This is a genomic window from Mycobacterium sp. 2YAF39, assembly GCF_052114565.1.
In the GTDB taxonomy this organism is placed as follows: domain Bacteria; phylum Actinomycetota; class Actinomycetes; order Mycobacteriales; family Mycobacteriaceae; genus Mycobacterium.
The window spans coordinates 155969-168671 of the sequence record NZ_JBFREZ010000010.1 but is presented as its reverse complement, the minus strand read 5'-3'; the positions used below and the strand labels follow the sequence as shown (position 1 = coordinate 168671).

The following is a 12703-nucleotide window of genomic DNA, read 5'->3' as shown; positions in this document are numbered from 1 at the left end:
TCCCTCGCCTTTTCGCTCGGCGTAGTGGGGTTGGTCGGCACCGGAGGGATGGGAGCGGCATTCGCCGCACCGAACGATTCAGACTCGTCATCGAGCTCATCTGAATCGTCGAACTCATCCCCCGGGTCGACGAACTCATCGACAGACTCATCGGCCTCATCTTCGGGGTCGACGACCACATCGTCGGGGTCGACGACCACCGGCACGGAGTCGGGGTCGAGCGGCAGTCCCTCCGGTTCGACCACCTCGGGTTCGAGCCCGGTCTCGACTGTCGGCTCGGATCCGTCGACCACACGACCCGGCGAATCCTCGGTGACAGGTACCACGGGTTCCGCCACCGGTTCGGCGAACGATGTGGACGAGACTGATGATCCGTCGACGAATTCGACTGGGCCAGTGGATAGTTCGGTGGACACCCTTCCGGTCGTGCTCGACGACGAGGCGCAGCGGGATACGAACAACCACCGATCGGACCTGCAGGACTCCGACTCGTCGGCACCACAGGACAACAACCTCGCCGTGTCCACATTCGGCGGGACGAGCACCGTCCACGGCGGCGCGGACACCAGCGGCCTGGGCGCGACGGACCTCACGGTCTCGGGCACTGACGCCAACGATGAGACAGTCACCGATACGGGCACCTCGACGCTGATTGTCGACCTGCCGCCGTCGAGCCTGAATTCGCAAGACGCCGGGGCTTCGGGTGATCCCGTGCCGTCGCTGACATCGATCGATCTGGAATCCGGCCAGCTGCTAGACGTTGACTTGTCGACCAATGGACCCATCACACCACCGCTGCCCGGAGTCATGCTGGGCTCACTGGACCAGGTGCGCCGCGACCTCGAGAAGGGCTTCAACTCGGGATCTGTCACCCTGGCAGCAACGGTGCAGGCTGCACCGCCACCACCCTCATGGGAGGTGCCCGATGACCTGACGGTCGCTCTCACCTCGGCCGAACGGACCGCGGCGTTCCAGAAGGCGCAAGCCCAGCGGATCGGGGCGTTCAACGAAGCACAGGCCGCCCGAGTTCAGGCGTTCAACGAGCAGATGGCGTCCACGGATCCAGTCGGGGCGCTCCTCAACAGCGCGGCGTTCGTGGTCTCCGAACTCGTCAACACCGCAGCCGTCGTGGTGACTGAATTCGTCAACTACATCTCCTTCGGGATCACACAGTTCATTCAGGGCATCTCGGACTGGTTCACCACCCCGGTTCACTTCACCGGCTTGTACGGCGACCCGGAAGCGAACAAGCAGTACCACCAGACGCAGAAGGCCGAGAACTGCGTTTTGCAGTCCATGGCGATGGTCATCAACCAGCTCAAAGAGACCCCGGTTCCCGATCCCAATGAAGAGGCCATCGCCCAGCTGGCAACAGAAACTCAGAGCGTTGCCGACCCGGACGAGAAGATGTACAAGGGCCTATACGAACTGGACGCGAACGGCCAATACGTCTTAGACGAGAACGGCGAACGGAAAACTACCGAAGACCGTGTGGACATCAAAGATGGTCTCAAACTCCTTGATATGTACGGTGTTTCGGCCGACCTCACGAAATACGACAAGTCGGAGGGCAACCTCGCGCTGCGAGCCTTGGCGTTCGCGCTGCGGGATGGAAAGGCCGTGTCGGTCGGCGTTCAAGGTTCAACCATCTGGAACTCCGTCGCAAACCAACCGCTACCCACCATCGCCTCCGCAGACCATCAGATTGTCGTCACCGGCGTCGACTTCGACGAAAGAGTCGTCTACCTCAACGACACCGGCCTCGCGGCAGGCACGAAGGTCGACCTGAACACCTTCATGAGGGCGTGGCAGTCCGACAACTACGAAACAGTCATTGCGACGCTCAAGGTGCCGAACACGTCGGCGTCGGGAGTGACATCGACCAACTTTTCTGGTTCGACCGTCCTCGTCGGCGTCGGGTAGGGACAGCTGATCGCCGGTTCCTCCCGCACCTTGGCTGACGGGAGGAACCGATGGTTCGGCCGCCATTATTGTTGCACCACAAAGCTATTCACTCTCAACTCTCGTCCGCGCCGCGCCGGCCGGCCGGCCACACAGGAGGATCACATGAACGAAGATCGGATCACCGTTTACCGGCGGAGCGCCCTCGCCTTGTCGTCGGTCGTAGTCACAGCGACTGTGTGGCTGGGTGTCGCCGCGCCCGCCCTGGCCGACCCCTACGACGACGGTGGCTCGTCAGAGTCGGGCGACTCCGGGTCCTCCGACCAGCCGGCCGATGAGCCCAGTGCTCCGGATCCTGGCGAGCCGGCAGGCGGCGCAGACGAACCCGGCCCCGGCGCGGACGAACCCGCTCCTGGTGGCGAGGCTCCCGGTGGCGAGGCTCCCGGTGGCGAGGCTCCCGGTGGCGAGGCTCCCGGTGGCGGCGGGGCCGACGAGCCGGGCTCCACCGGAGGGCCGGACGAACCGGCGGGCGAGGGCAACCCGGGTGACCCCGACTCGAACGTCACCGACCCGGCCGTCGACGCCGACTCCCCCGAACCCAATGTCGCCGAGGCGCCTCAGGAGGCTTTCGACCAGGCGCAGAGCGCCGAAGTGCTGGACGTCGAATCGACGACCGCGTCGGAGAGCGAAGTCAGCGAGGTCACCGAGACGCTCGAGTCGTTCGAAAGCAGCACGAGCACCACCACGTCGTCGAGCTGGAGCAGTGGTGTGACGCAGTGGAATTCGTCGTGGACCGGTTACGACGACTGGTATCGGCCGGTCTTCACGAATCCGTACAGCACGCCGCTGGAAATGTATTACTGGTACGACGATGCCACCCGCATCTTCGAGGTCCCGCCGATGGGGCGGGGGGTGCTCACGGCTCCTGACGCCGGTGTCTACAACTTCACCGCGGTGAACAAGGATCCCTCCGGTAAGCCGGTGACGGTCTCCACCGGGAGCTTCTCCGGCGGCGGTTTCAAGCCGGCCCCCGGTCAGCCGCCGCCTGCAAAGCCCGCGCCCCTCACGACTTTGAAGAATGTACTCGTCCAGCTCAAGTACAACGACAAGTTGTCGAAGCCGTTCCGAGTCAAGACCCTGGCCGACCTCGGCGACGATCCGTCGGTTGGTGGACACCGCGTCCTGCTCGACGAAGAGACCCCCGTGTGGGGAACGTGGAGCAAGACCAGCGGCGGCGAGCGCGTGTTCGAGGTCACCAGTACCAATCAGCTGCCCGGGCTCACCAAACCGGCAGAAGGTCCGGTGCCTGGCTATCAGATCCAGCTGACCAGTAGCGAGGAGACCGCGGCGCCGGCGAAGAAGTCGTGGGTCAAGCCGGTGGTCATCGTCGGCGCTGTCGCCGGCGTGGTGGTGATCGGTGGGATCGTGTTCCTGCTGGCAAGCAGGCGGCGGAAAACGACGCCGTAGTGGATCGGGCCGTCCGCTCAGTTACATGGGCTGAGCGGACGGGGCCCGGAACGGATTGGTCTTGAGTACCGGCATCGGGAACTGATGTGGAGTCTCCACTTGGTGGCGGCTCTCGTAGAACCCGATCGTGTAGAGCCCCGTGGATGACAACTGGAGCGGCAGCTGGTGGGCGAAGACGCGGAATTTGACAGGAGAGCCCGGGTTGTCAGGCCAATGCCACTGGCATACCAACTCGCCGACTGTTTCACCCTGCGGCGATTTGGCGACGATGAACCGTTCCGGGTCGTAGTCAGTGCCGCCCTGCGTGTAGACAGCCAAGACGAGCGAAATCATGATTCGCGCGGGAAAGCTGTCGACGTTGCAACTGGTCATCGGGAAGCCACGCACATCGACTCCACCGCCATCATTGTTGACGACATTCAATGATGGCGCGAACGCGCAAACTTCCACACTTCCCCCTCAACGGTCGCCATATCAAAGCGATATCCGAACCGTAGCCCAGCGAGACGTCGCTGCAGGGCCCGTTCGCCGACCTCGATCCAGCGCGAACCCGACAGGATCCCGAGGACGACAGATCGTGTGAGCTACCGGTGCTCCGAATGCGCGCCGCGATGACGCAGACGTCGTCTTGGCGAGGCGGCGCGCATCCAGCGACGACCTCGCCAAATGTCCGGCCTGGCGGTGCGCGAGTGGGCAAAATGTCCGATAGTCACCGCACGTCAATTCAGGTGGCGGCGCTGGCGGCGGCGCGCATGGGATTTCCGGCAGCCGCATGGGAGGCACTCATGCACGCCGAAACCCTCTTTCGACGCGGGCGTGTCCTGACGCCCCGGGGCCGAACCGCGACCTCGGTGGCGGTCGCCGGTGAGCGCATTGTCGCGGTGGGCCATGACGATCTCGACGACCTCGTCGGGCCGACGACCGACGTGATCGACCTCGGCGGCCGGCTCCTGCTACCCGGATTTCAAGACGCGCACGTCCATCCCATTTTCGCTGCCACCGAGATGATGCAGTGCGATCTCACCGGAACGAAGACGGCGAAGGACACCCTCGACGCCGTTCGTGTCTACGCCGAATCTCACCTCGACATTGACTGGATCCAGGGCGGCGGATGGTCGATGGAGGCGTTCACCGGCGGAATGCCGACCAAGGATCTGCTCGACGGTGTCGTCGGCGATCGGCCGGTGTACCTGGTCAACCGCGACCACCACGGGGCGTGGGTCAACAGTCGCGCGCTGGCGCTGGCGGGAATCGACCGCCACACGCCCGACCCTGCCGGTGGGCGCATCGATCACGACGCCGACGGCGAGCCGAACGGGTCGCTGCAGGAGAGCGCCATGGAGATGGTCGGGCGACTGACCCCGCCAGGCACGACTGCCGATCGGCTGGCCGCACTGCTGTACGCGCAGCAGTACTTGCACGCACTCGGAATCACTGCCTGGCAGGACGCCATAGTGGGCGACTATCTCGGCAGCGGTGATATCTCCGATGCCTACGCAACCGCCGCCCGGAACGGGCAGTTGACAGCCCGAGTCGTCGGGGCGCTGTGGTGGGACCGCGACCAGGGTGCGGAACAGATCGACGCCTTGGTGGCCCAACGGGAGGCGTTGAGCTGCGGGCGCTTTCGGGCGCATAGCGTCAAACTGATGCTCGACGGGGTAGTTGAGACGGCGACTGCCGCCTTGCTAGCGCCCTACTTCGGCACGTGTGGCTGTGTGACGTCCAACCGCGGCACCAGTTTCATCGACCCCACTGAATTGCCCAAGTATGTGACAGAACTGGACCGGCTTGGGTTTCAGTGCCACTTCCATGCCTTGGGTGACCACGCGGTGCGCAACGCGCTGGACGCGGTTGACGCCGCCCGTCAGGCCAACGGCCACAATGACACCCGACCGCAACTGGCGCATGTACAGATCGTGCATCCCAATGACATTCCTCGGTTCTCCGCGCTCGGCGCGATGGCGAACATCCAACCGCTGTGGGCGGCCCACGAGCCGCAGATGGACGATCTGACGATTCCGTTCCTGGGCGAGCAGCGCACCCGCTTGCAGTACCCATTCGGGTCGCTGTTGCGCAGCGGCGCCTCACTCTCTGCGGGCAGCGACTGGCCGGTGAGTAGCGCCAACCCGCTGGAGGGCATCCACGTCGCGGTCAACCGAGTCCTTCACGGCTCCGACGCGCCGGTCTTCCTTCCGGGCGAACGGTTGAGTCTGACCGAAGCGGTCACTGCGTACACGATGGGATCGGCAAGGGCCAACCACCTCGACGACACGGGTCGGGTGGAGGTCGGAGCGTTGGCAGATCTCGTTGTCCTGGAACGTGATCCGTTCGACCGCCCATCAGATCAGATTGCTGAAACTACTGTCGACATGACGTTCGTGGGAGGTGAGCAGGTCTACGCGCGATAAGTCGACGGCCCAGCGCGACATTCGCCAATGCTTCGCTGCGCTTGCGCCGCTTCCATTTGTGGCACAACTAAATCCGCCTTACATCGCCTACTTTTCTGCACCGCTGCCCGTTGCCGTCAGAGAGGCCGTTCAAGGTCGAAGACGGATCAATCCTGGACGAGTTGGTCGTTACGAATGTGGACGAAGTTTGCGTCGTGCCGCGGACTTGCGCCTACAGTGAAAAGCCGCCGCGTATCGATGCCCGGCCTAACTCTGTGTCTCTCGCCTGGGGTTTCGGGCGCGCCGCTCGGGAGGAGCGTGGTTGTGAGTGGTTGGATAGTGAGCAACGTCCCGTCGTGGCTGCTATTGCTCGGACTCAACCTCCTCATCGCAGGCGGAGCAGCGCTCGCGCTGACATTTGTTCGGCGGCGGTTCCCCGGGCTCAGGGGGGACGAACGCAGCGAGGTGACACAGTTCGCCTTCATGTTCGTCGGATTCGTGTACGCGTTCTTCACAGGTTTCATCGTTAACGCGTTGTGGGGTGTGACCAATACTGCGGACGACGCGATGCGAGCCGAGGGCACGACGGCGGTAGCGATGGCCAACGACCTCACCGTGTTCGACGCGGCCGACAGCGATCGAATCCGCCAGGCGCTGTTGGACTATGAACGCGCGGCGGTAACAGAGTGGCCGCTGGCCGCCGATGGCCGCTCGTACCCTGCGGCCGGCGAAGCGTTGCAGCACCTGCGAACCGCATACGGGGAAGTTCAGCCGCGTACCGACACCCAAAAGACGCTCCTCGCTACGTCTTTCGACTCCCTGAACACGATCAGTCAGGCACGCACAGACCGGATAATCCGAGCCAGCACCAACAGCGGCATGCCGGTGTCGATGTGGATAGTCTTCTTCTTGCTCACCGGGCTGGTCCTTGCCTGCGTCATCGTTTACGGTGTCGAGAAACCCGCCATTCATTACGCGTTGGTCGTGGTCGTGGGCGTGCTGCTAGCCACCGACCTGTTCCTCGTCTTGGAACTTGCCCACCCGTACATCGGCGACACCGCAACGTCTCCGGAGCCGCTCAACGCGGTTATCCAGGTCCTGTCGGCCGCCCCGGGGTAGTCGCCAACGCATACACGGGTCGCGGTGTTCGGCATCCTTCGTTGGTCGCTCGATATCAACGCCCGACGAGCGGTCTCGTCGAGGATGGCCTCGGCCACTGCGGCTCTAGCGCCACGGAGCGACCTGGACGGCGCGGACCGCCGGTTCTGCCGGTTCTGCCGGAATCTTGGCAAACCGGCTCTGTCAGTGTGATTGGATGCCCCCTATTATCGTTGGCCAGTCCCGCTACCTGGGGGTTTACGTGAACCGACCGAGGGTTCCGCTGGGCGCGTGGATCGGCGTGACCTACGTCCTCGGCTACGCGTTGTGGCTGGCGTTCGGCTGGGGTGGCCCCCGCGTGCTCATCGTGGTGAGCGATCTGGGCTCCCTCGTGGTCGAGGCCTTGGCCGTCGTCTGCGTCGTGCTGGCCATCGGGTCAACCTCAGGCCGGCAGCGCATGGCGTGGGTGGCAATGGCAGCTGGGTTGGCCAGCTGGTTCGTGGGCGACGCGATCTGGGCGATTTACGAGTTGGTCCTCGACGTCGAGGTGCCGTTCCCGTCACTGGCCGACCTGGGCTACCTGTTGTTCTACGTCTGCATGATCGTCGTCCTGGTGATGTTGCCGACCGGCAACGCCGGCGCCACGCTCGCCCGGTTGTTCCTCGACGGGCAGCTACTGGCGGTGTCGTTCTTCGCACTCGCGTGGGTCTCGGGCCTGGACGACGTCGTAGCGGCGGGTGGAGCCGATCTGTTCTCGTTCGGGCTGTCGTTGTTTTACCCGCTGGCCGACTTGGCGTTGTTCACCATGGCGGCGCTCATGCTGGCGCGGGCCGGGCCGGGCCAACGACTCACTATCAGTCTGCTGGCTACCGGCATCGCGGCAGTTGCGATCGCCGACAGCGTGTTTCTGTACCTGAGCGCCAATGGCGCTTACCTGAGCGGCAACTTCATCGACATCCTGTGGGCGACCGGGTTGATGTTGATGGCAGCGGCCGCGCTGGTGGCCGCGCGGGCGCCGTGGCGCGTCGTCGATCCGCGCGAAGCAACGCTCGTGGCGATGTGGGTGCCGTACGTGCCGCTGCTCATCGCGGTCATCCCCAGCCTGTGGTACCTGTTGGGCGGCAAGGACACCGGCCCGATACTTGCAGCGTTGCTGCTGTTGACGGCGACGGTGTTGGTGCGGCAGATGCTGTTCGTCATTGAAAATAGGCGGCTGCTGGCGAAGGTCACCGATCAGGCGCTGCGCGATCCGTTGACGTCGTTGGCCAACCGAGTGCTGTTCGGAGACCGGCTGGCTCACGCGGTGGCAATGCACGCCCGCGACGGTCGCGACGTGGCCGTGCTGTCGTTGGATCTGGACGACTTCAAACTGGTCAACGACAGCCTGGGCCATCCCGCGGGCGACGCAGTGCTGATCGAGGTCGCGGACCGACTACGGCGCAGCGTGCGTACCGGCGACACGGTCGCACGACTCGGCGGCGACGAGTTCGCCGTACTGCTGGAAGGCGGCACCGAACCGACCTTGGCTGCGGCCGAGCGGATCCTGGAGGCCTTCGACACGGAATTTGTGGTCGACGAACAGCCGATCGCCGTGCGGCCAAGCGCCGGACTCGCCGAGCTGAACCGGAACGTCACCGCAGGCTTTACGTCAGAGGAACTGCTCAAGCAGGCCGACGTGGCGATGTATTCGGCCAAGCGCTCTGGCACGGGTGGAGTCGCGACGTTCACCGCGGACATGAAGCTGGTCGACGCCGACGAGGTTGGAGAGACGTGCAGTTCCGGCGCTCAAGACGCGCGCGTGGGTGGCATGCGGCTGCTGAGTGAATTGCGCACCGCCATCGGCGACGGCGCGCTGTCGACCGAGTATCAGCCGAAGTATCACTTGGCCACCGGGCGGATCATCGGGGTGGAGGCTTTGGTGCGCTGGCCGCACCCACGGTTGGGCAAGCTGATGCCGGACCAGTTCCTCCCGATCGCCCGGCAGAACGGGTTGATGGGAGCGTTGACCGAGCAGGTGCTGAACCGAGCGGCCGACGACGCCGTCGTGTGGCACGCGCTCGGATTCGCAGTTCCGTTCGCCATCAACGTGTTTCCACCGTCGCTGAGCAAGCTCAGCCTGGCGTCGACGGTCGCCGGGGTGATGGCCGACCGGCATCTCCCGTTCGATCACGTGACCCTGGAGATCACCGAGGACCTGGTGCTTAGCAACCCGGAGCGAGCACGTGAGGTACTGATTCGGTTGCACGACTTCGGTATTAAAGTGGCCATCGATGACTTCGGAAGCGGCTATTCGGCTTTGGATTACCTGCGCCAGCTGCCCATCGACGAGCTCAAGTTGGACAAGCAACTGATCGCACCGATCTCGGAGGATCCGCGCGCGGCGATCATCGTCCGCAAAGTCGTGGAGTTGACACGGGAACTGGGCATGGTGTGCGTCGCCGAAGGAGTCGAAAACGCGGCGACCGAGGACTTGCTCATCAGCTACGGCTGCGACGCCGCGCAGGGCTTCCATTTCAGCCCGCCCGCGACGGCCGACCAACTGCCACGCATGATGTCGGAGCAGCACCCCCGGATAGCCGAGTGGGCGGCAACACTGGCTGCGCGCGCGCCCTCCGACGGGCATTAGGGATGGCCGTAACGGCGGCGTCACAGCCCCTCCGGGCGATGACGTCGCGAAGCGACGCAGGTTTTGGTGCCCCCACTGGGACTCGAACCCAGACTGGGCGGATTTTAAGTCCGCTGCCTCTGCCAATTGGGCTATGGGGGCCCGCCCGTCGCGCGCCGCGCCTGAGTTTACGACCGGCACCCACGACGCCGAGGTGAGGCGCGGACCGAGCGCCGATTCGAGATCGCCTGACCTAATGACGCGACGCCCGCTGCCCCATCGGGCAGCGGGCGCTCTCTCGTTAGTCGAGGGGGCCGCTAGTGGCCCAACAAAAGCGCGCCACGCGACGGCGCCAAGGTGAGTGCCGGCCGCGGGAAACGGTGCCGCGCGCAGGCGTCGTCGATCACTTCGGAGATCGCGCCCGTGACGCGCCGCAGGATCCAGCGCTCACAGCGCTGACCGACATCGAGATTGGCGAGGCTGATCTGAGTGACCAGCACGCCGTAGCGGCGCCGGATCCAGGACATCTCGCCGATCGCCCGGCTGAGCGTCAGTGCGCCGACAACGTCGCCCGGCTCCAAGCGACAGTGCACCCCAACGAGGTCGAGTTCTTTGTGCGCCAACACATCCGACGCGAGATCTCCGACGGCGTCGGCGGTCGCGTCAACGAGAACCTGCTGCCGTCGCTCGGTGTGCGCGGCAAGCCTGGAAACATGCTGACTCGAGCTCACCACGAACCGCGCCGCTTCGACATTGACGGCTCGACGGGTCGGCTCCCCCGCACCCTCACGCGAATGCACGACGATGCGCCCCGGATCAGTACCCGCCACCACGGCCTGGGCGAGCTCACCGTCGGTGGTGACGTCGACCGCCACCCGCTGGCGTTGTATCCAGTCCCGCACCGTGGTGAATCGAAGCAATGCGGCCGGGAAACTGACGCCGGCACCCTTGAAGCCGTCGCGGTACTGCGCGCAGCGGCGCAAAACGACAGCTTCGTCAGCCGGCGCAAGCCGTTGAGCTTTCGGCCGCGCGGCTTCGTCAGAGCGTGTCAGAAGGTCCATCGAGAGCGTCATCTCATCGAGGATCACCGGAGAACCTGTGCGGAGCCCGTGCCCTAGCGGTCTCTTGACTGGAAACGGTGCAACCTTTACGCAACGATCCGGACACGGTCGGCTATGTTCGCCTATGTGGAGCCACCCCACAGCTACATACGGGAGACATCCGCTTCGGTGGTGCACCACGCGGACTACCTCGTCAGTCGCGAGAACTATGCACTCTGCGGAGCAAAGGTCACCGATGCGACCACGCTGACCCAAGCAGGCAGTGCAGACGCAATCTGTCCGGATTGCGAAGGCAAACTGGTTCTTTACCACGTCGAATGGTGGCGTGAGAGAGCCATAGCAGCCACTGCGGAACTCGAGGCGCTGCGCGCCAAGTACCCCGAGACCGAGAAACCCGCCGAGGTACCGCCGGAGCTGGGCGGCAAGCCCGCTGAACCGGCCGAGCCGGAGCCGGAGCCGACGACCCTCCTCGACCATGCACGGCGAGAACTGGTGAAACTCTGCCGCGAATTCGACGGGGACGTCCCCTACTTCCGTCTCAAAAACACCATGCAGGCGTTCAGCGACCGGCTGGAATCCGATGAGCGTGTGCTTCTCGCACAGCAGATCGGCGGTGATGGCACGCTAATACGTTGGTCGACAACGGAAGTCGTAATCCTCGGTCGCCATGTCAGCAACAGCCCTGTCCAAGGGGACTCCGAAGCGACGTGGGACGCCTGGGTTCAGGATCCCTACCCGCCACCCAAGAAGCCCAAGCGGCGGTTCGGGCGCTCCTGATCGCGCGCGACCCTCTGCATCATTCGCCCCACCCGCGGGCTCAGAAACGCATCTTTCGCCCCATGACCAGGCCTTCTCTTCGGCCATACCTTTGCACTATGAAGGTCCAGACCCGCAATTTGGGCACCTGCAGCGGACGGCCGAAGCCATGAAGCCATCAGCACTTTCACGAACATCGTGATCTGCAGCGCCATCGGTGCCGTCGAGGGCCGCATCGCGAACCCGGGCGTGATGTTTGCTTCCAGCTCGCCGACCGGTACTTCGGCGCAGGCCGCCACTCCCGACACCGCCGTTGCGAGCGTCGGCCAGCTCAAGGCCGTCAGCTAGATGTCCACCGCCGGTGCGGTCCACCTGCCCGAGAACCTGATTCTGGGCGCGGTGCTCAGCTCGCTGTCGTTCTTCGGCACCGCGGTGATGAGCGCGATGGTGAAGGCAACCGAGGCGCTGACGTCGGCGGCGGTCATCCTGCTTTTCCAGAACCTCATCTGCTTTCTGCTCATACTCCCGTTCGCGCTGCGCGGAGGCTGGCCGTCACTGAAGACCGACAGGACAGGTCTGCATATCCTGCGGGCAGCAACCGGCACTGCCGCCTGGTACGCCCTATTCGTCGCCATCACGATGATGCCGTTGACGAATGCCACCCTGTTGACGTTCAGCGCTCCGCTATGGATGCCTCTGATCGCCTGGATGTTCTTCCGTGAACAAGCGCCCCGGGCGACGTGGGTCGGCGCCGTCGTCGGCTTCATCGGGGTAGTCCTGGTGTTGCAGCCGCACCACCAGGCGTTCAACATCGGCGCGCTCATCGCGTTGGCCGGCGCTCTGTGTCTCGCTGTCGCCTGCATCTCGGTTCGCCGACTGGGAGCCACCGAGCCCACATCGCGAATTCTGTTCTACTACTTCGGAATTTCGACCGTGTTGTGCACACCGTTCGCCATCGTCGATTGGCGGCCGTTCGGGCTCCGCGGATCCGCCTACATGGTCGGAATCGCAGTCGTGCTACTGATCAGCCAGGCGTTCATCGTCCTCGCCTATCGCTACGCGTCGGCCGTCAAGCTCGGGCCGTTCGTCTACACCGTCATCGTCTTCACAGCCTTGATCGACTGGTTCCTCTGGGATCACGCGCCCACGCTGCTCGTCGTCCTTGGCATCGTGATGGTGATCGGGGGCGGGATCATCGCAATCCGCAAGAAGTCCCAGGCGCCTGCCGTCGGCCGGAAGGAAACCGTCAAGGACCAACGCCCCGCCGTCAAGAAACCGTTAAGGCCGGCACTGACGCCCTGATCTGCGGCGATCCTATTACAGGACGCCGAAATCCGGCGGCCCGTAAACGACCCGGAGTGTCATGTCCGTCCTGGTGTACATCGCGTTGACGGTGGCGGTCTTCGCCGTCCTCGGCCTCGTTCAGA

10 protein-coding genes, 1 tRNA gene and 1 pseudogene are annotated in these 12703 nt (G+C 64.4%); 8 read left to right on the top strand and 4 right to left on the bottom strand.

All coding sequences use genetic code 11. The features are described 5' to 3' along the window. A pseudogene (locus tag AB4Z42_RS24755) lies at positions 1-338 on the bottom strand (hypothetical protein); the annotation flags it as partial. Between the two features lie 58 nt (positions 339-396). On the opposite strand from AB4Z42_RS24755, the gene AB4Z42_RS24750 reads away from it, so the two are divergent. Together AB4Z42_RS24750 and AB4Z42_RS24745 are read left to right on the top strand one after the other, a co-directional pair. Beyond that, the gene (locus AB4Z42_RS24750; protein ID WP_442011872.1) at positions 397-1923 is read left to right on the top strand and encodes a hypothetical protein; all 1527 of its coding nucleotides are present in this window, start codon (positions 397-399) and stop codon (positions 1921-1923) included. A gap of 144 nt (positions 1924-2067) precedes the next feature. Next, positions 2068-3369 (top strand): hypothetical protein, encoded by a 1302-nt coding sequence (locus tag AB4Z42_RS24745; protein ID WP_442011871.1) that lies wholly within the window; start codon positions 2068-2070, stop codon positions 3367-3369. A gap of 21 nt (positions 3370-3390) precedes the next feature. Here AB4Z42_RS24745 and AB4Z42_RS24740 read toward each other — a convergent pair whose 3' ends face one another. After that, positions 3391-3756 carry a hypothetical protein gene (locus tag AB4Z42_RS24740; RefSeq protein ID WP_442011870.1) on the bottom strand — a complete coding sequence of 122 codons (366 nt, stop codon included), beginning with the start codon at positions 3754-3756 and terminating at the stop codon, positions 3391-3393. 311 nt (positions 3757-4067) lie between these two features. Between AB4Z42_RS24740 and AB4Z42_RS24735 the strand changes: the two genes are divergently transcribed. From AB4Z42_RS24735 to AB4Z42_RS24725, 3 genes are all read left to right on the top strand, one after another. Beyond that, positions 4068-5777, top strand: coding sequence for an amidohydrolase (locus AB4Z42_RS24735; RefSeq protein ID WP_442011869.1), 1710 nt, complete (start codon positions 4068-4070; stop codon positions 5775-5777). Between the two features lie 303 nt (positions 5778-6080). Then, positions 6081-6875 carry a bestrophin-like domain gene (locus AB4Z42_RS24730; protein WP_442011868.1) on the top strand — a complete coding sequence of 265 codons (795 nt, stop codon included), beginning with the start codon at positions 6081-6083 and terminating at the stop codon, positions 6873-6875. A gap of 241 nt (positions 6876-7116) precedes the next feature. Then, positions 7117-9480, top strand: coding sequence for a putative bifunctional diguanylate cyclase/phosphodiesterase (locus AB4Z42_RS24725; protein ID WP_442011867.1), 2364 nt, complete (start codon positions 7117-7119; stop codon positions 9478-9480). A 64-nt stretch (positions 9481-9544) separates the two neighbouring features. Here AB4Z42_RS24725 and AB4Z42_RS24720 read toward each other — a convergent pair. Both AB4Z42_RS24720 and AB4Z42_RS24715 read right to left on the bottom strand, forming a co-directional pair. Then, positions 9545-9621, bottom strand: a tRNA-Leu gene (locus tag AB4Z42_RS24720). Between the two features lie 155 nt (positions 9622-9776). Beyond that, on the bottom strand, positions 9777-10547 hold the full coding sequence (locus tag AB4Z42_RS24715) for a hypothetical protein (protein WP_442011866.1): 771 nt from the start codon (positions 10545-10547) through the stop codon (positions 9777-9779). Positions 10548-10646: 99 nt separating this feature from the next. Here AB4Z42_RS24715 and AB4Z42_RS24710 point away from each other — a divergent pair, with 99 nt between their 5' ends. The 3 genes from AB4Z42_RS24710 (at position 10647) to AB4Z42_RS24700 (ending at position 12578) form a co-directional block, all read left to right on the top strand. Then, positions 10647-11297 (top strand): hypothetical protein, encoded by a 651-nt coding sequence (locus tag AB4Z42_RS24710; RefSeq protein WP_442011865.1) that lies wholly within the window; start codon positions 10647-10649, stop codon positions 11295-11297. Positions 11298-11474: 177 nt separating this feature from the next. Next, positions 11475-11624: a hypothetical protein gene (locus AB4Z42_RS24705; protein ID WP_442011864.1), complete on the top strand. Its 150-nt coding sequence runs from the start codon at positions 11475-11477 to the stop codon at positions 11622-11624. After that, positions 11625-12578, top strand: coding sequence for a DMT family transporter (locus AB4Z42_RS24700; RefSeq protein ID WP_442011863.1), 954 nt, complete (start codon positions 11625-11627; stop codon positions 12576-12578). The last annotated feature ends 125 nt before the right edge of the window (positions 12579-12703 follow it).